This window comes from Bradyrhizobium ottawaense, assembly GCF_002278135.3.
Classification (GTDB): Bacteria; Pseudomonadota; Alphaproteobacteria; order Rhizobiales; family Xanthobacteraceae; genus Bradyrhizobium; species Bradyrhizobium ottawaense.
The window spans coordinates 5,336,894-5,354,380 of sequence record NZ_CP029425.2 but is presented as its reverse complement, the minus strand read 5'-3'; the positions used below and the strand labels follow the sequence as shown (position 1 = coordinate 5,354,380).

At 60.5% G+C, this 17,487-nt stretch carries 15 protein-coding genes; 13 read left to right on the top strand and 2 right to left on the bottom strand.

Going from position 1 to position 17,487, the window contains the following annotated elements; translation table 11 throughout:
• Position 1: 1 nt before the first annotated feature.
• From CIT37_RS25670 to CIT37_RS25655, 4 genes are read left to right on the top strand one after another with little or no spacing between them, the layout of a single operon-like run.
• Positions 2–337, top strand: a complete 336-nt coding sequence (locus CIT37_RS25670; RefSeq protein WP_038970406.1) for a hypothetical protein — start codon at positions 2–4, stop codon at positions 335–337.
• A complete protein-coding gene (locus tag CIT37_RS25665) occupies positions 315–2,519 on the top strand; it encodes a peptidase domain-containing ABC transporter (protein WP_095426579.1) in 2,205 nt (734 codons plus the stop codon). Before CIT37_RS25670 ends, CIT37_RS25665 begins: the two co-directional genes overlap by 23 nt.
• Entirely contained in the window at positions 2,516–3,943 is a 1,428-nt protein-coding gene (locus tag CIT37_RS25660; protein WP_038970405.1) for an HlyD family type I secretion periplasmic adaptor subunit, read from the top strand. The genes CIT37_RS25665 and CIT37_RS25660 overlap by 4 nt, the downstream gene beginning before the upstream one ends.
• A gap of 26 nt (positions 3,944–3,969) precedes the next feature.
• Complete coding sequence (locus CIT37_RS25655) at positions 3,970–5,190, top strand: hypothetical protein (RefSeq protein WP_244611278.1); 1,221 nt, start codon at positions 3,970–3,972, stop codon at positions 5,188–5,190.
• Here the strand turns inward: CIT37_RS25655 and CIT37_RS25650 are convergent.
• On the bottom strand, positions 5,187–6,074 hold the full coding sequence (locus CIT37_RS25650; protein WP_095426580.1) for a glycosyltransferase family 2 protein: 888 nt from the start codon (positions 6,072–6,074) through the stop codon (positions 5,187–5,189). The genes CIT37_RS25655 and CIT37_RS25650 overlap by 4 nt on opposite strands.
• Positions 6,075–6,252: 178 nt before the next feature.
• Here CIT37_RS25650 and CIT37_RS25645 point away from each other — a divergent pair, with 178 nt between their 5' ends.
• The 9 genes from CIT37_RS25645 (at position 6,253) to CIT37_RS25605 (ending at position 16,101) form a co-directional block, all read left to right on the top strand.
• Positions 6,253–7,047: a WecB/TagA/CpsF family glycosyltransferase gene (locus CIT37_RS25645; protein WP_038974206.1), complete on the top strand. Its 795-nt coding sequence runs from the start codon at positions 6,253–6,255 to the stop codon at positions 7,045–7,047.
• 3 nt (positions 7,048–7,050) lie between these two features.
• Positions 7,051–8,175 carry a non-hydrolyzing UDP-N-acetylglucosamine 2-epimerase gene (gene wecB / locus CIT37_RS25640; RefSeq protein ID WP_095426581.1) on the top strand — a complete coding sequence of 375 codons (1,125 nt, stop codon included), beginning with the start codon at positions 7,051–7,053 and terminating at the stop codon, positions 8,173–8,175.
• A complete protein-coding gene (wecC, locus tag CIT37_RS25635) occupies positions 8,168–9,430 on the top strand; it encodes a UDP-N-acetyl-D-mannosamine dehydrogenase (RefSeq protein WP_038970402.1) in 1,263 nt (420 codons plus the stop codon). The genes wecB and wecC overlap by 8 nt, the downstream gene beginning before the upstream one ends.
• Positions 9,431–9,500: 70 nt before the next feature.
• Positions 9,501–10,562: a Gfo/Idh/MocA family protein gene (locus CIT37_RS25630; protein ID WP_038974205.1), complete on the top strand. Its 1,062-nt coding sequence runs from the start codon at positions 9,501–9,503 to the stop codon at positions 10,560–10,562.
• 31 nt (positions 10,563–10,593) lie between these two features.
• Complete coding sequence (locus tag CIT37_RS25625) at positions 10,594–12,084, top strand: oligosaccharide flippase family protein (protein WP_038974204.1); 1,491 nt, start codon at positions 10,594–10,596, stop codon at positions 12,082–12,084.
• Positions 12,085–12,115: 31 nt separating this feature from the next.
• Complete coding sequence (locus CIT37_RS25620; protein ID WP_038970400.1) at positions 12,116–12,637, top strand: acyltransferase; 522 nt, start codon at positions 12,116–12,118, stop codon at positions 12,635–12,637.
• A gap of 97 nt (positions 12,638–12,734) precedes the next feature.
• The gene (locus tag CIT37_RS25615) at positions 12,735–13,913 is read left to right on the top strand and encodes a DegT/DnrJ/EryC1/StrS family aminotransferase (protein ID WP_028143647.1); all 1,179 of its coding nucleotides are present in this window, start codon (positions 12,735–12,737) and stop codon (positions 13,911–13,913) included.
• Entirely contained in the window at positions 13,910–14,911 is a 1,002-nt protein-coding gene (locus tag CIT37_RS25610; protein WP_028143648.1) for an NAD-dependent epimerase/dehydratase family protein, read from the top strand. The genes CIT37_RS25615 and CIT37_RS25610 overlap by 4 nt, the downstream gene beginning before the upstream one ends.
• Positions 14,851–16,101 carry a DegT/DnrJ/EryC1/StrS family aminotransferase gene (locus tag CIT37_RS25605; protein ID WP_095426582.1) on the top strand — a complete coding sequence of 417 codons (1,251 nt, stop codon included), beginning with the start codon at positions 14,851–14,853 and terminating at the stop codon, positions 16,099–16,101. Before CIT37_RS25610 ends, CIT37_RS25605 begins: the two co-directional genes overlap by 61 nt.
• Here CIT37_RS25605 and CIT37_RS25600 read toward each other — a convergent pair.
• Positions 16,071–17,390: a glycosyltransferase family 4 protein gene (locus tag CIT37_RS25600; protein WP_095426608.1), complete on the bottom strand. Its 1,320-nt coding sequence runs from the start codon at positions 17,388–17,390 to the stop codon at positions 16,071–16,073. The two genes, CIT37_RS25605 and CIT37_RS25600, sit on opposite strands and share 31 nt — an antisense overlap.
• Between the last annotated feature and the right edge of the window lie 97 nt (positions 17,391–17,487).

Here is a 17,487-nt window from a genome sequence, read left to right as displayed (position 1 = left end):
AATGCATACAGAGCTCTATACTGACGGGATTGACGAGGTCACAATTGGCGGGTCGATCGTGCGGGTCGACTTGGTCAGTCTCTCGCCCACGGAACGTGATGCCAACAACGCGCCCAAGAAGGTCTTTCGGCAAAGGCTGATCTTTTCGGCGGAGTCGTTCGCGAACTCCGTGGAGGTGATGCAGAACGCGCTTCAGGGTCTGGTCGACGCCGGCGTCGTCCAGCGCTCTCGGCCCAGGACGCCGATGGCCGCGCCACAGGCGAGTGTGCGCGTCGAGCCAGCCTCGTCAGTTTCGGACAATCCGCGATCTTCCAATGCCTCAACCAACTTCCGTTGAAATCGAGAGGTTCGAACCAGAACCGCCGTCGTCTGAGGACGAGCCGCGTCGGGCTGCTCAAACGGCCCTTGAATGCCTGTCAAGGATCGCTGCCCATCACGGTATCGATCTGCCTTCTGATCGGTTGCGGCACGCCTATGCCGTCGACGAGACCGGCATCTCGACCGATCTCTTGCTCCGCATGGCTCATGATGCGGGCCTTCGCGCCCGCACGGCGCAGCTCGATTGGAAGGCGATATGCCAGCTCGGCGAGGCCTATCCGGCTCTTGTCCAGCTCTCGAACCTCAACTGGGTCCTCGTGGTCGGCGCCGGCCCGGAATGCGACGCTGTAACGGTCTTTGATCCTCTGGCCGAGCGGACGGGAGAGCACCTGCTGGTCGATGCGGACCGCTTCTGTGCCAGGTGGACCGGAAAGGTCGTTCTGTTCAAGCGCGAGAGTTCCCCATCGCAGGGCCACAGGCCCTTCGGGCTGCGCTGGTTCATACCCGAAATGCTGCGGGAGTGGCGGCTCCTTTCCGACGTCGCAATTGCTGCGGTGTTCCTCTATGCGCTCGGGCTGGCGCTTCCGATCTTCTTTCAGCTCGTGATCGACAAGGTTCTTGTCCATGAGAGCCTCACGACACTCTACGTGCTCTCGGCTGGCGCGATCCTTGCGCTCTGTTTCGACGCCGTCTTCAGCTTCTTGCGGCGCTACCTGCTGCTCTATGCCACGAACAAGATCGACATCCGGGTCGCGACCAGGACGTTTCGGCATCTTTTGGGACTTCCGGTAACCTTCTTCGAGCGCATCTCGGCCGGCGTGTTGGTGAAGCACATGCAGCAGGCCGGACGAATCCGTGAGTTCTTGACCGGCCGACTGTTCCTGACCGCCTTGGACGCGCTTTCGCTTTTCGTCTTTCTGCCTGTTCTGGCGCTTTACAGCATCAAGCTGACGTGCGTCGTGCTGGCATTCACCGCCATCAGCGCGGGCGTGATTGCTATTCTGATGGGACCGTTCCGACGGCGGCTCTACCAGCTTTATCAGGCCGAAGCCGGGCGCCAGGCGCTCCTCGTTGAGACCGTGCACGGCATGCGTACCGTGAAGTCGTTGGCCATGGAGCCCGGCCAGAACAGGACATGGGACGATCGTTGCGCGCAGTCGGTATCGATGCGGTTTGGCGTCGAAAAAATCTCGGCGGGCGCTCAGGCCTTGACCGGTTTCCTCGAGAAGATGATGACGCTCGGCATCGTCGCACTTGGTGCGCTCGATGTCTTCGGCGGCGAGATGACGATCGGCGCACTTGTCGCCTTCAACATGCTGGCGGGACGCGTTTCGGGGCCGCTGGTGCAGATGGTGACCATGGTGCATGAATATCAAGAGGTTGCGCTCGCCGTTAAGATGCTCGGCGAGGTCATGAACACGGAGCTGGAACGCGACGGTCGTCGCGAAGGCGTGCGGCCCGACTTCGCCGGGCAGATCGAGTTTGAAAACGTCACGTTTCGCTATGGGGAGGGAACGCCGGCGCTGGACGACGTGTCGTTCTCGATCGCTCCCGGCTCGATCTTCGGAATTGTCGGCCGGAGCGGTTCGGGCAAGACAACGCTGACACGCCTGATCGCGGGAATGTATCCGGTGCAGCAGGGGTTGGTGCGCATCGACGGTCACGATTCGCGCGAGATCGATCTCGCCCATCTGCGACGGAATCTAGGGATCGTGCTCCAGGACAGTTTCCTGTTCCGGGGCACAGTGCGCGAAAATATCGCATGCGTGAAGCGCGACGCCACGTTCGAGGAGGTCGTCCGGGCGGCTCAGCTCGCCGGTGCGGACGAGTTCATAGAGCGGTTGCCGAGGGGGTTCGACACCATGCTCGAGGAGCAGGCATCGAACCTGTCAGGCGGGCAGAAGCAGCGGCTTGCGATCGCGCGGGCCTTGATCGTCAACCCGCGTATCCTGATCCTCGATGAGGCCACCAGCGCACTGGATTCCGAGAGCGAGGCGATCATTCGGCGCAATCTGCGACGTATTGCGGAGGGACGGACCGTCGTCATCGTATCGCATCGGCTTTCGATGTTGTCGGACGCAAGCCAGATCTTGGTGATCGACCGTGGACGGGTCGTCGATGTAGATCGTCATGACGCGCTGCTGTCGAAATGCAGCTTCTACAGGCATCTCTGGAACCAGCAGACGAGGCAGGTCGCATGACTGCGGCTGAAAAGATCAGAGCTGAAGCAGCCTCAGGCAGATCCGGGTCTCCGTCCGGTTCACGGACGAGACGCCGGCTCATGAGGTCCGCGCCCACAGATCCTCGCTTTGTCGCGCAATTTCAATCAGACGCAGCCGAGATCGAGCAGCAGACGCCACCGCGTGTGGGACGGATCACGCTCTATTGCGTCGTCGCCCTGATCGCTGCGGCGATCACATTCGCATGCGTGTCTCGCGTTGATATGATTGTGACTGCGCAGGGTAAGTTGATCACGACGCGTCCGAACCTGGTCGTACAGCCGCTGGAAACGTCGGTTATTCGGGAGATTCGCGTCAAGGCCGGCGACGCCGTCAATCGCGGCGACGTGCTTGCGGTCCTCGATCCGACATTCTCTCAAGCCGATCTTGCTCAACTGCGCGGTCGCCTGGCGGGTCTCGACGCCTCCATCGGCCGGCTTCGAGCCGAGTTGGACGGCACGGACTACGGCCTCGATGAGGCGGCGAACGCCGACCAAGCTCTGCAGAGAAGGGTATTCCTCCAGAGGAAGGCGGCTTACGACCTTCAGATCCAGAACTATGACGCACAGATTGCGTCCGCACAGGCCAATCTAAAAACGGCTCAGAGCGAGGAGTTGGTCCTGGCCCAGCGGCTGGACACGATGCAGTCCATTGAAGCCATGCGAAGCGCGTTGATGGCCAAGGAGGTCGGTTCAAGACTGAACTTCCTGCTATCACGGGATGCGCGGTTGGAGGTCGAAAGCAACCTGGCGCGAGTCCGTGGCAGCATCGTCGACAACACGCATCGTCTGGACAAGGCCCGTGCAGACCAGAAGGTGTTCGCTGCCGAGTTTCGCCGCGGCGCCTATCAGGAACTTGTCGAGACGTTGCCAAAGCGGGATGGCACTGCCGAAGAGCTCAAAAAGGCGGAGCTCCGTCGGCAGCTGATCGTGCTGAATGCACCGGCGGATGCGGTGGTACTCGACATTGCCAATCGGACGGTGGGTTCGGTGGTCCGCGAGGCCGAGACTTTGTTTGTGCTGGTTCCACGGGACGAGACGCTCCGGGCGGAGGTCAACGTGGAGGGTAGGGATATCGGGCAGGTGGCGGTCGGGCAGGCCGTACGAGTGAAGTTCGAGGCATTTCCATTTCAGAAGTACGGCACCGCTACTGGCGAGGTCGGAGTCATTAGTCAGGACTCATTCTCGCCAGAGGCGAAGGCCGAAGGTGTGCGCCGGTCGTCAGCTCCCTATTACCGCGTACTGATCGATCTGCGGGACACGCACCTTCGGCTGCCGTCCGAGCGCGTTCAGTTGATGCCTGGTATGGCGGTCACCGCCGAGATGAAGGTCGGACAGCGAACGGTGATTTCATATTTTCTCTATCCCCTGCTTCGCGGCTTGGATGAAAGCATCCGGGAGTACTGAGCCGAATTTACAATGGTGTACTGGAAATGATGATCAGTCCGAATTCTGGTGTGAAATTCATAGTGCCCGCTGGAGCGAAGGCGCCGTTATCAAACTCGCCCCTGGTGAACTACGCGTTGCAGGGGCTTGAACGCTGCTGGTTGCCTGCGGAGCGTCGTTGGTCGCATGTTTATCACCTCGACCGGCCCGCTTCGCCGCACGAGTCGCTGCCGCATAGCGACGTGTTCTACACTCTCAACGTCTTGCTTGGGATGTCGCGGGTCGCGAAACTTCCGGCTGATATTGATCTCCCGGAGATCTTCTATCGAAATGCCATGAAGCTTACCGCGCTCCCCGTGCGCAAATATGCATTCGGCATGGCGCTGTGGGCCGCCGCCGAGCTCCGCCTCCCGATTCCGGAGCCAGTCAGGCGAGAGTTGAAAGCGGTTCTCTCGGATCAGTCGCGGTGGCACGCTTTCCGGGCGCAGGATCTGGGCATGCTGCTGACGGGTGTCATCGCCCAGGCGAGGGAGGGCGAGAAGGAGTGGCTATGCTTCGCCGGCCCGCTCTACCGTTTCCTGAAGGAACGTTTCCATGGCGATTCCGGATTGTTCTTCGACGCGCCGTCCGGTTTTCGTCGCCGTTTCGCATCATTTGCGACGCAAACCTATCTCTCCATCGCCTGCTATCAGTACGGCGAATTCACCGGCGATGCGTCCGCGCTCGTCATGGCTGATACTTGCGTGCGCGATCTGATTGCGCTGCAAGGTCCCCAAGGTGAATGGCCGTGGTTCTTCGATGCGACGAGCGGCCGCATCCTCGATTTCTACGAGATCTATTCGGTCCATCAGTATGGAATGGCCCCTGCGCTGCTGGAATGGGCCGAGCGCTTTGGACGACGGGGAGCGCGGGAAGCGCTGGTCAAGGGATTCAACTGGGTACTCGGTCAGAACCAGCTGGGCCGGACCATGCTCGTGCCTGAACTGAACCTGACGATCCGCTCGCAGGTCCGCAAGGGTGAACTGACGACCAAGGCGCCGCGGGTGTTGCGCGCGATCAAGAACGTCTGGCGCGAGAGCGGGGGAGAGCTGATCGACCGCCAAAATGTGGGCGTTCGGCTCGAGTGCCGCAGTTACGAGCTCGGTTGGATTTTGTGGTCATTCGGTCGGCGTACCGACCTGCAGGATCTCAGTCACAACGTCGCGTTCGAACAGCCAGCCGGCCCGGCCGGCGGCGTGCCGCAGCGCAACGGCAGCGCGCTCGGCTAGCGATTCCAGACAACCGTGCCCTCTCTCCGGAGCAGGGCCAGCATCCTGGTCGTTCGATGGCTGCGAACCGCGCAGAGAACGGCAATCGCTTTGAGGCGCGCGCTTATCCCATGGAGGCGTCCGCTCGTCAGTACAGTGATGGCGCCGACCGCCGGTGATACCAGGACGAGCAGGGCCGTGGCAAACCAGCGCAGCTGCCAGCCGCGCGCGGCCTGTGCGGTGTTGCGGTAGTGCGCAATTTGGCGGTCCCATTTCGCATACAGCTCTCGAAGCGAGCGGCGCGCAGGGTGGAACACGATCATCCCGGGAATGTAGCGAAATTCGCAGCCGGCGCGGATGGCCATTTGTCCCCATTGCATATCTTCCGCGAACTGTATGCCCGGGAAAGGTCCGATCCTCGCAAAGTCGGCGCGGCGAACCGCCAGATTTGCCGTGACGGAGTAGCCGTGCTTGGTGACGTACAAGCGATTGCGAAAGCCAAAAACGCTTTCATAGGCTTCGATCGCGGTGAAACGCCCTTCGGCGGCAGGCCTGATGCGAACCTCTCCGCCAAGGATCGTCGCCGCCCTGGCTTGCTGGAACGCCTCACGGATCGCGGTCAGCCAGTCCGGATGAGCCCGGCAGTCGGCATCCACAAAAGCGAGGATATCGCCTCTCGCGCAAGCTGCGCCTGTGTTTCGCGCCGGGCCCGGACCGGGAAGCGCTTCGTGCTCCAGCCTGACGCCGGAATGGTCGGCAATGACGTCTATCGGCGGTACGGTCGAGCCGTTGTCCACCACGATGATCTCGAACAAATCCCGTGACAGGGTCTGCGCATCCAGGCTTCGCAGACAGGCTTCCAGGGCGTCAGCCTGATTGAGGTGGGGAATAATGACCGAGATCATTTTGGTGATTCCCTATTTAATTCACGTTGGCCTGCGGCATATCTGTCGGCGCGCTATTTTGGCGTCTCTGAAGGAGGTTGATGCATTTAATCCTTGCAATTAAATGGTAGCCAATTATTATCGTTATTATAATCTTAAATGCAACTTAAACAAATTGCGTTTCGGAGGGTCGGTTCAAATGCGTGCATCGTTCCTGGCCTGCCCCATCGACCTGTTGACAATGGCGGAAACCGTCGAGCTCGCGCGCGGCGCCATGCGTTGCCGCCGACGGCTGCAGCATGTCGCGTTGAACGTTGCCAAATTTGTCAATATGCGATCGGATCCCATGCTCGCGGCCGATGTCGCCAATAGCGACATCGTCAGCATCGACGGCATGGGGATTCTCTGGGGTGCCCGAGCCCTAGGGCTGCCGGCAACCTCCCGAGTCGCCGGCGTCGATCTCCTGGCCGAGTTGCTCGCGGTATGTGCGCGGGAAGGTTACAAGCCCTACTTCCTGGGAGCCACCCCCGCCGTCCTGCAGCAGGCAATGCAGCGCGCGCGAGAGAGATATCCCTCACTCGTCTTCGCCGGCTGGCACGATGGTTACTTCAAGCCGGAGCAGGAAAGGGAGGTCGTGCGGGACATCCAGTCCAGCGCGGCCGATTGTCTCTTCATTGGCATGCCGACACCACGGAAAGAGCGCTTTCTCGCCGCCCATCGTGACGAGCTCGGCGTACCCTTTATCATGGGCGTGGGCGGTGCGTTCGATATCCTTGCAGGCACCGTTCGGCGCGCGCCGGCGCGGATTCAGGGGCTGGGCCTCGAATGGCTTTACCGCATCTATCAAGAGCCCGGGCGGATGTGGTGGCGATACGCCACAACGAACACGCTGTTTGCGGGCATCCTGCTGCAAGCGCTCGCCAAGCAAGCGATAGGGCATACATTTGGCACGCCGGGCGCCGTGCCGCCCGGCCCGAGCCGGATCGGAGGGTGAGACGTGCGCAAGCATTTTTTCATCCTTTTGGGAACCCGACCAGAAGCCATCAAGCTCTTTCCGGTCATCAACCGACTCAAGGCCGAGAATCGCAAGGACATTTCGCTAACGATCTGTGCGACGGCACAGCATCGACAGCTGCTTGATCAGGTCCTCAAGCTTGCCAAGGTAGTTCCGGATTTTGATCTGAACGTCATGACGGCCAATCAGACGCTGGATCATCTAACGGCCCGGTTGCTCGGAGAAGTCGGTGAGCTCCTCGACAAGGTGAAGCCTACCAGGGTTATCGTCCAAGGCGACACGGCGACTGCCATGGTCGGCGCGCTGGCGTCCTATTACCACCGGATACCGGTCTCGCACATCGAGGCGGGACTGCGCAGCGGCGACATCTTCGCTCCGTGGCCCGAGGAGGTGAACCGCAAGATCGTCGGGTCGATCGCCGATCAGCATTTCGCGCCGACAGAGCGCGCTGCCCGCGCGCTGCGCTCTGAGAACGTCTCGGACGACCGCATCCATGTCACCGGAAACACGGTGGTGGACGCGCTCATCTTCGCGAAAGCCATGGTCGAATCCGATCCGGGGCTTTCGTGCCGCTGGGACGGCATCAAGAAGCGACACGGCAATCGGCGCATCATTTTGGTGACCTGCCACCGCCGGGAGAATTTCGGCGGCGGTGTCGTCAACATCGTGAACGCGTTGGAGACGATCCTGCAAAGGGAAGACGTTGCTGTGGTGCTCCCAGTGCATCCGAATCCGAACGTCCGCGACTTGTTCGCGTCCCGATTGTCGGATCACCCGAGGGTCGTCCTCATTTCTCCTCAGGAATACACGGACTTCGTGAGTCTGCTCTCGTTGTCCCATTTGGTCCTGACGGATTCAGGTGGCGTGCAGGAGGAGGCCCCCACCTTTGGCAAACCAGTCCTGGTGATGCGCGATACGACCGAGCGTCCTGAGGGGGTGGAGGCCGGGACGGCGCGCCTGGTCGGCGCGAACTACGACAAGATCGTTGCCGAGACATTTCGCTTGCTCGACGATGACGAGACTTATGCCGCCATGGCCCGTTCGCATAATCCGTTCGGTGACGGGCACGCGAGCGAGCGTATCGTGAAGGTGCTTCTCGATGCCTGAATTTCAGAAGATCAATGTCGTTGGACTTGGCTATATCGGGCTCCCGACCGCAGCGCTGATTGCGAGCCGGGGAATGCAGGTGGTCGGCATCGACACAAACGAGCGTATCGTCGATACGGTCGCATCCGGAAAGATTCACATCGCGGAGCCCGATCTCGATGGTCTCGTTTCCAAGGTCGTGTCGAGCGGTGCCCTGACGACCGCCACCAAGCCGCAGCCTGCGGACGTCTTCATCATCGCAGTGCCGACGCCGATCGACCGCGAAAACCGTCCAGACCTTTCAAGCGTTAATGCTGCAGTCGACCAAATCGTCGACATCCTTGCGCCGGGTAATCTCGTCATCCTCGAATCGACATCGCCGATCGGGACGACCGAGGCCATAGCAAAACGTATCGTCGAACGCAGGCCGGATCTGCACATAGGCGTCAACGGCAAGGAAGACGGAGCGATCTACGTCGCCTACTGTCCAGAACGCGTGTTGCCGGGACGGATCCTGACAGAGCTTATCAACAACGACAGGTGCATTGGGGGAATTACGCCAACATGCACGCGGCGTGCTCAACGCTTCTACAAAATGTTCGTTCGCGGCGCCTGCGTCGGGACCACAGCGCGGGCAGCCGAATTGGTCAAGCTGACGGAAAACGCGTTCCGCGATACCAACATAGCATTCGCGAACGAGCTCTCGTTGATTTGCGACAGGTTCGACATCAATGTCTGGGAGGTGATCGACATCGCCAACCGCCATCCTCGCGTAAACGTATTGCGGCCAGGACCGGGAGTAGGCGGGCACTGCATTGCGGTCGATCCCTGGTTCATCATCGACTCCGCACCAGACCTCGCTCGGGTGATGCGAACGAGCCGGGAAGTCAACAACGCCAAAACTCAGAAGATCATCGAACGTACAGAGGCGCTGATCGACGATCATCCCTATGCAAACGTCGCTTGTTGTGGATTGACCTTCAAGGCCAATGTCGACGATTTGCGTGAGAGTCCCGCCATGGAGATCGCCACGCATCTCGCGGCAAAGTACGGAGAACGAGTCAAGGTCGTTGAGCCGAACCTTCGCCGCCTGCCGCCTCAGTTGGCCGATCACCGTGTCGCTTTCGTGAACATCGAGGAGGCTCTGCGCAGTTGCGAAATCGCGGTTCTCCTCGTCGATCATGACGAATTCAAGATGGTGCCCCTATCGGAGCGCCGACATCTCGACGTCATAGATACCCGGGGCATATGGCAGGACATGCCAGCGCGGACCTAGTGCCCGGCGTGAAGTGATCGTCGGCAATGGGATGATTTGAGGCGTATCACCTGGATGCATCGAGGTTAGCATGCGAGACAGTCAACTGGGAATCGGCGTCGTGGGCTGCGGTTATTGGGGACCCAATCTCGTTCGCAATTTCTCCATCAATCCTGCCACCCGCGTCGTCGGCGTGAGCGACCTGCACCCAGGCAGGCTCGGCGCGATGAAGCAGCTTTACCCGGCGATAGAGACGACCTCTCGCTACGAAGATTTGCTGAAGGACGTCCGTATCGATGCAATCGCTATCGCCACGCCGGTGCATACGCACTACGAGCTGGCAATTGCGGCGTTGAGAGCCGGGAAGCACGTTCTGGTCGAAAAGCCCCTCGCGCCGAGCGCTGAGCTCGTGACCCGCTTGATCGAAGAGGCAGATCGGCGTGGGTTGACGCTCATGGTCGATCATACCTTCCTCTACACGCCGGCGGTCCAGAAGATCCGGGAGCTCCTGCTGAGCCGAGAACTTGGCGACATTTACTACTACGACAGCACGCGCGCGAGTCTCGGGTTGTTCCAAAAGGACGTAAATGTGATCTGGGACTTGGCGGTGCACGATATCTCGATCATCCACCATATCCTCGATGAAGCGCCGATCGCGGTCTCGGCAACCGGCTCGTGCCACGTTGTCGGCTCGCCGGAAAATATGGCGCATATCACGCTGTTCTTTGCCAACGCATGCGTGGCCCACGTCAGCGTCAATTGGCTGTCGCCCGTCAAGGTGCGCCAGACTTTCATCGGTGGCAGCAAGAAGATGATCGTCTACGACGATCTCGAGCCGACCGAAAAGATCAAGGTCTATGACAAGGGAATTACGCTCGACGCGCCTCCCGAAGATGCACATCAATTCCGGATCGGATATCGCGCCGGCGACATGTGGGCTCCGCATATCTCGACTATGGAGGCGCTACAGACCGAGGTCGATCATTTTGTCGATTGCATCCGCACCGGTGGCCAGCCGATTTCCAGCGGCATCTCGGGACTCCACGTGATCGAGGTTCTGGAGGCGGCATCGTGCTCGATCGCAAAGCAGGGTGCGCCCGTCTTGCTGCGCGAGCCTTACGGAACCCGGCAGCGCGCCAGAGCGATAGCATGACGCGCGCGGCGATCCAGCTCACCTGACCGACATGACAGACGACGCAATGAAGTCCGTGCAGCGCTCCATTCTGTTCTCGGCGCTCGACCGTTACGTCGGCCTGCTGCTGGTCTTTGTTGTGACCGCCGTGCTTGCCCGTTTGCTGTCCCCGGAAGAGTTTGGCATCTATGCCGTCGCGAACGCCGTCACGTCCATCATTGCGGCCTGCTTCCAGGAATTTGCGGGCGCAAGCTATCTGATTCAGAAGCGAGAGTTGTCGCGCGCGAGCGTGCAGACCACGTTCACGATTACCCTCATGATTTCGGCTGCCACGGCTTTCGTGCTGTTCGTGTCTGCCCAGCCGATCGCGCGCTTCTTCGAGCTGGACCGCTTGGGCCGAGGGATCGAGGTTTCCTCGCTAAATCTTCTCTTGCTGCCGTTCTCCGGAACCATAGCCGCATTGTTCCGTCGTGAGATGCAGTTTGGCGTGCTCGCAATCTGCAATCTGGCGGCTGGTACGACGATCGCTGTCGTTTCGGTCGGCCTCGCAATGGCCCACTTCAGCTACATGGCCCCGCTCTGGGGAGGGGTGGCCGGCAACGGGGTGCTGGCCGTGATGCTGCTGATATGGCGGAGAGATTTCGGTGCGATGCGGCCATCCTTGATCGATTGCCGAGAGATCGTCGGTTTCGGCCTCTACTCGGGCGCGGTGAGCGTCGTAAATGTGTTTTTTGGCCTGGCGCCGCAGCTGTTTCTGGCCAGAGTGCTCGACTTCACCGCTGTCGGCCTTTACAGCCGCGCGACCGCCTCGACACAGATATTCGACAAGCTGGTCACGCAGGTGATTAGTCCGGTCGTCATGCCGGCAATTGTTGCGCGAAGCAAAGCGGGTGGTGATCTCAAGGCCGTCTATCTCGAGGCCATCCAGCTGCTCTCCGCCGTGCAGTGGCCGTTCCTGGTCTTTATGGCGATCATGGCGCGGCCGATCATTCTGATCTGGCTCGGCCCGACGTGGCTGGAGATCGTCCCGCTGGTGCAGCTGCTCTGTATCGGAAACCTTGCGCTTTTCGCGGCGTGCCTGACCTACCCGATGTTTGTTGCGGTCGGAAGGGTTCAGGATGCGCTGATCTCGTCGTTGATTTCGCTGCCACCATCACTTCTGGTCATCTTGGGCGCCTCGTTCCTTGGCGTGCACGCCGTTGCTGCATCCGCTCTTGTGACATTGCCATTTCAGGCGTTGGTTGCGTTCTATTTTCTGGGACGACAACTCGGCCTTCGGCCCGCCGAATTTGTACGCACCCTATGGAGAAGCGGAGCTGTAACGGTTCTGGTGATTGCCGGTGTGTCTATTTGCGCGGCGCTGACGGAAGCTGGAGGCCTTACCTCGGGTGCTGGGCTGGCGTCAGCCTTTTCCGTCGCTGTGCTCTGTTGTTGGCTTGGACTGATGGTCACTGGGCACCCGCTCCTGCAGCAGTTTCACTACGCCGCAGCCGGCTTGGCGAGAATGGCGCCGGGGCTGTGGCCCTCGCGGACGGCGCCATAGCGGTTCTACGACATCATTCGGAGTGCGCGATATGCCTATCACACAAGACGTAGAACTTGGTCGCGATGTCCGCATCGTTCACCCGGAACTGGTCAATCTGTACGGTTGCACGGTGGGTGATGAGAGCAGGATCGGAGCTTTCGTCGAAATCCAGGCGGGAGCAAAGATTGGCGCGCGGTGCAAAGTATCATCGCACAGTTTCATCTGCGAAGGCGTCACAATCGAGGACGAAGTGTTCATCGGTCATGGCGTGGTGTTCACGAACGACAAATATCCGAAGGCAACGACCGCGGATGGTCGCCCTCAGCAAGCTTCTGACTGGACATTGGAGCGCACTCGTGTCGGCAGGGGGGCTGCCATCGGTTCCAACGCCACAATCCTATGTGGTGTCACGATCGGCGCGGGAGCGACCGTCGGCGCGGGCTCCGTCGTGACGAGGGATGTTGCCCCGGGTGCCACCGTCGCCGGAGTACCCGCTCGGACCATGTCCGCAGTCGGAAGCAGGGCCACCGCCGATCGTGCCTCCGTCCGCCGGTCTTTCGGGCTAGATTGAATTAACCGAATTTATTTTCTTGAAAATGGCGCTTGATTAAATATTATAATTCGAGTTAATTATTTAATAACGGTTGCTCCAATCCAAGGTTTGAATCTTGATACCCTTCCTGGATCTGAAAGCCCAATACTGTCAAATCAAGCCGGAAGTCGACGCCGCCGTGGCACGGGTCGTCAGCAGCGGGCATTTTGTGCTCGGGCCGGAGGTGGCGGCGTTCGAGGGACGTTTTGCGGAATATTGCCGGACTGCGCGTTGCCTCACCGTGAATAGTGGAACCTCTGCGCTCCACCTTGCGCTGTTGGCGGCGGGCGTCGGGCCGGGCGATGAAGTCATCACCGTGTCCATGACCTTCGTGGCGACAACCGCGGCGATACTCTACAGCGGCGCCAAGCCGGTTTTTGTCGACGTTGACCCGGTCACGTGGACGATGGATCCCGGTCTGATCGAGGCTGCAATCACACCTCGAACCAGAGCCATTGTGCCGGTTCATCTCCATGGATTGATGGCCGACATGGATCCCATCATGTCGATTGCGCAACGTTACGGTCTGGTCGTCATTGAGGACGCCGCGCAGGCGCACGGCGCGGAATACCGAGGACGCCGCGCAGGTTCGATCGGAGATCTGGGGTGCTTCAGCTTTTACCCAGGCAAAAATCTGGGGGCGTTCGGCGAGGGTGGGGCCGTCGTAACCGATCGGCCTGAATTTGCGCACCGCGTGTCGCTGCTGCGGGACTGGGGGCAGGAGACAAAATACGACCACGTCATTCCCGGATACAATTATCGCATGGACGAGATCCAGAGTGCGGTACTGAATGTCAAGCTGGACTACATCGAAGGCTGGACCGAGGCCCGCCGATCGATCGCAGAACGATACAACGAGCTACTTTCCGAGCTCCCATTCGCGCGTCCGCGACCGCCCTCGTACTCCCGCCACGTCTATCATGTCTATTCGATCAGATTGCAGCGTCGCGACGACGCGCTCACATTGTTGCGGGAGGCAGGCATAGGTGCAGGGATTCACTATCCCATTCCGGTGCACCTGCAGAAGGCCTATGCCGAACTCGGCTATCGGGCCGGTGATCTGCCGGTAACCGAGATGCTTGCGAACGACTTTCTCTCCCTTCCCATTTATCCGGAGCTGCTGCCGGACCGGGCGACCGAAATTGTCTCCACGTTGAGGAACGCCGGAGCATTGCGCCCCAGCGAAGCCGCCGGCAACCGGGCGCAGCAATCACAAAGCTTCACAACAAGGTCCTGCAACAGGAGGGCGTCTTGATTGAGCTCAAGGGAAAGCGCGTTCTGATCACTGGCGGGGCAGGGTTCATCGGCTCCCACATCGTCGATCAGCTCTGCGATGAGGGTTGCATCGAGATCGTTGCGCTCGACAACATGGTCAGAGGCCGCCCCGAAAATCTCCGGCGTGCGCTCGGTCGTGGACCGGTGAGACTGGTTCACGGCGACATACGCGATCGCAAGCTGATGGAAGCCTTGGTGAAGGCTGCCGACATCGTGTTTCACCAGGCCGCACTCCGCATCACTCATTGCGCGGCGGAGCCGCGCCTGGCCAAGGAGGTCATGGTGGACGCCACCTACGACCTCCTCGAGCTGTGCATCAAGCACGATATCGAGAAGGTCATCGCAGCCTCCTCGGCGTCCGTATACGGCCTGGCCGAGGAGTTTCCGACGACCGAGCGGCAAAATCCGTACAACAACCGGACGCTATACGGAGCGGCCAAGGCGTTCAACGAAGGGCTGCTGCGGGCCTTCAACGACACATGCGGCCTCGACTACGTGGCATTCCGATATTTCAACGTCTATGGCAGCCGCATGGACATCCACGGACGGTACACCGAGGTCCTGATCCGCTGGATGGAGCGGCTTGAGGCCGGGTTACCTCCCGTTATCTTTGGTGATGGCCGTCAGACGATGGATTTCGTTCACGTCCGTGACGTCGCGCGCGCCAACATCCTTGCGGCCAGGGCGAAGATTACCGACGAGGTTTTCAACGTCGGGAGCGGTACTGAGACCAGCCTGACGCAACTGGCTACGGTGCTTGCCTCGGTGATGGGACGCCGCGGTCTGACTCCCGAATTTGCGCCTGAGCGCTCGGTCAATCCGGTGCCGAGACGGCTGGCATCGACAGGAAAGGCCGATCGTCTGCTGGGGTTCCGCACCACGGTTTCGCTCGAGCAGGGGCTCGCCGACCTCGTGAAATGGTGGCGATCAGAACGCGAACTCCCTTCGGATCGCCAGCGGCAGGTGGCGGCATCGTGATCCCGATCGCAGTTCCGTTGCTTGCGGACGAAGAAGCTGACGCTGCGCGCGCCGTGGTGCTGTCGGGCTGGGTATCGCAAGGTCCGCAGGTGGCTGCGTTCGAAGAGGAGTTCGCCGCACTTGTCGGCGCTCCGCACGCCTGTGCCGTCGCGAATTGCACGACAGCCCTGCAACTTGCCTTGGCCGCGCTGGGTATCGGCAGCGGCGACGAGGTGATCACGGTCAGCCATTCTTTCATCGCAACGGCGAACGTGATCCGATATCAGGGCGCCACTCCAGTTTTCGTCGACATCGAGCCCGAGACGTACAATTTGGATTGCGCTCGGCTGGCTGAAGCCATCACCGAGCGCACACGCGCGATCATCGCAGTGCACCAGATGGGCATGCCATGCGACATGGCAACGCTCATGGCCGTGGCGCGTCGTCACGGGATCGCTGTGATCGAAGATGCGGCTTGTGCCGCCGGATCGCAGATCTGCATGAACGGGCAATGGGAGGCGATCGGCAAGCCGCATGGAGACATTGCCTGCTTTTCATTTCATCCGCGAAAGGTGATCACGACTGGTGAGGGGGGAATGCTCACCACCGCCGATGCCGAACTCGATCGCAAGTTCAGGCTTCTGCGTCAACACGGGATGAGCGTTCCGGATATCGTGCGTCATGGTTCGCAGCGTGTCATTTTCGAGGAGTACGTCCTCGTCGGCTACAATTACAGAATGACGGATATGCAGGCTGCGATCGGGCGCAAACAGCTCGAGCGACTTCCGCAGCTGATTGCGCGGCGGCGGGCGCTGGCATCCCGCTACGCCGAACTGCTTGGAAATATTGAGGGGCTGCGGTTGCCGTTCGAGCCGGCGTGGGCACGATCGAACTGGCAGAGCTACTGCGTACGCTTGCCCGATCGATTGGATCAGCGGGCGACGATGCAATCGCTGCTCGATCAGGGCATCGCTACGCGCAGGGGCATCATGTGCTGCCATCGCGAGGCGCCCTATGCCGGCGCTGGGTCGCGCGATGATCTGCGGCAATCCGAGCTAGCTCAGGATCACGCGATCCTGCTTCCACTTTATGCGCAGATGGACTGCGCGGACCAGGATCGTATCGTAGATGCGGTGAAGGCTGAACTTGCCCGCTCAAACCGCGCTGCCACCGTGGCGGGTCATGTATCGGTCTGCCGGGATATCTTATGAGTCGGATCTGGCGCGGCCCTGTCTGATCGAGGGGCCGCCGACTTTGCGGATAGCACCGCAGAGATTCGTGCCCGATCGTTGTCGTCTTCGGCGGAAGCCAAGCCCATCCAGCGCCGGTATTTTCGCTGCACTTTATAGTTGGCAAGGCTGGCCGAGCATCGCCCGGCGTCTGCCAATCGCTGGCTGGTTGAGGGCTTGCTGCGTAGGGCATGTAGATAGGTTTGCTCTATCGTTTTCGCCGCCTGCGCGAGGCTGAAGCGGTGCTCCACCAGCCGCCGGCCGAATCCGCCAAGCTCCCGACGGAGCGACGCGGAGGCGAGAATGGTCTCGAGAGCCGATCGAAGTGCGCTGGCGCCGGCGCCACGCGAGCCCTTGCCCAATCCGTACCAGCCTTGTTGCAGGAAGGTCGGCGCACTCTCGGGTGTCAACAACTCGCTGAACCCGTCTTCACCAACGACCACCAGCGGCTTTCCAAAGGCCATTCCGCGCAGCGCCGAGCCACCCTGGCCAATGATGACGTCCGCGGCAGCATAGCCAGGGCGCGGATCGGACATCTCGCCCACCAGTACGACGGCGTTCCGGCCGACTAGCGAGTTAATTCTGGCCGCACGCGCTTCGACGTTCGGTCGCGCCGGTCCATTACCAATGATCAGCAACCGCACTGGCAGGCCGTCGAGCGCGATTTCGCCGACAGCATCGCACGCAGATAGCAGGCCCTCCAGTTTAAGGTTCGGCACAAGTCGACAGACCATCGCTATGACGACCTCGTCCGGACCAATATTGTGAGCCGCGCGAAAGCCCGTGCCATCGACGAGGGGGTGGTCGGACTTCGTATCGACTGGCGGCTCGAGCAAGGTAACATCCTGATGTCCTGCAGTGATCGCAGCGCGACGGATCATCTCCGTGCCCACGGTCAGGGGAACGCTGCGCGGCAGGAAGGAGGGGACGGACATCGACATGACCGTTCCCACCACGGCAGCCCTCGTCGATAGTCCAACGCTCAGAAAAGCCTCAACAATAGGGGGCCATTCATGACCGTGCACCACGTCTACGGTGCGTTCGTTGACGATGCTGCGGAGCATCTGGCCAACACGAGGCGAGGGGCGGGCCCGATGGCGAGGAATTTCAATATGTCTGAGGCCGGTCTCCCTTATTCTGTCCAGAAGAGGGCCAGTCTCTGCCGCCACGGTGACCTCATGACCGAGGTCTCGAACCGCCTCGGCGAGCTGGACTGCGTTGAGCTGTGACCCTCCCAGTTCCATGGAATGGGGATAGACCAGCACCTTCATGCGATGGGATTCTCCGGGTGTCGCGCCAAAGCGCTGAGAGACCAACCTGACATTGCTGAGAACCATATCGCGATATAATCTAAATTTAAATCATAAT

Bases quoted from the DNA above. Each gene is read 5' to 3' on its own strand.
- CIT37_RS25670 (WP_038970406.1), top strand. From the start codon at position 2: ATGCATACAGAGCTCTATACTGACGGGATTGACGAGGTCACAATTGGC.
- CIT37_RS25665 (WP_095426579.1), top strand. From the start codon at position 315: ATGCCTCAACCAACTTCCGTTGAAATCGAGAGGTTCGAACCAGAACCG.
- CIT37_RS25660 (WP_038970405.1), top strand. From the start codon at position 2,516: ATGACTGCGGCTGAAAAGATCAGAGCTGAAGCAGCCTCAGGCAGATCC.
- CIT37_RS25655 (WP_244611278.1), top strand. From the start codon at position 3,970: ATGATGATCAGTCCGAATTCTGGTGTGAAATTCATAGTGCCCGCTGGA.
- CIT37_RS25650 (WP_095426580.1), bottom strand. From the start codon at position 6,074: ATGATCTCGGTCATTATTCCCCACCTCAATCAGGCTGACGCCCTGGAA.
- CIT37_RS25645 (WP_038974206.1), top strand. From the start codon at position 6,253: ATGCGTGCATCGTTCCTGGCCTGCCCCATCGACCTGTTGACAATGGCG.
- wecC (WP_038970402.1), top strand. From the start codon at position 8,168: ATGCCTGAATTTCAGAAGATCAATGTCGTTGGACTTGGCTATATCGGG.
- CIT37_RS25630 (WP_038974205.1), top strand. From the start codon at position 9,501: ATGCGAGACAGTCAACTGGGAATCGGCGTCGTGGGCTGCGGTTATTGG.
- CIT37_RS25625 (WP_038974204.1), top strand. From the start codon at position 10,594: ATGACAGACGACGCAATGAAGTCCGTGCAGCGCTCCATTCTGTTCTCG.
- CIT37_RS25620 (WP_038970400.1), top strand. From the start codon at position 12,116: ATGCCTATCACACAAGACGTAGAACTTGGTCGCGATGTCCGCATCGTT.
- CIT37_RS25605 (WP_095426582.1), top strand. From the start codon at position 14,851: ATGGTGGCGATCAGAACGCGAACTCCCTTCGGATCGCCAGCGGCAGGT.
- CIT37_RS25600 (WP_095426608.1), bottom strand. From the start codon at position 17,390: ATGAAGGTGCTGGTCTATCCCCATTCCATGGAACTGGGAGGGTCACAG.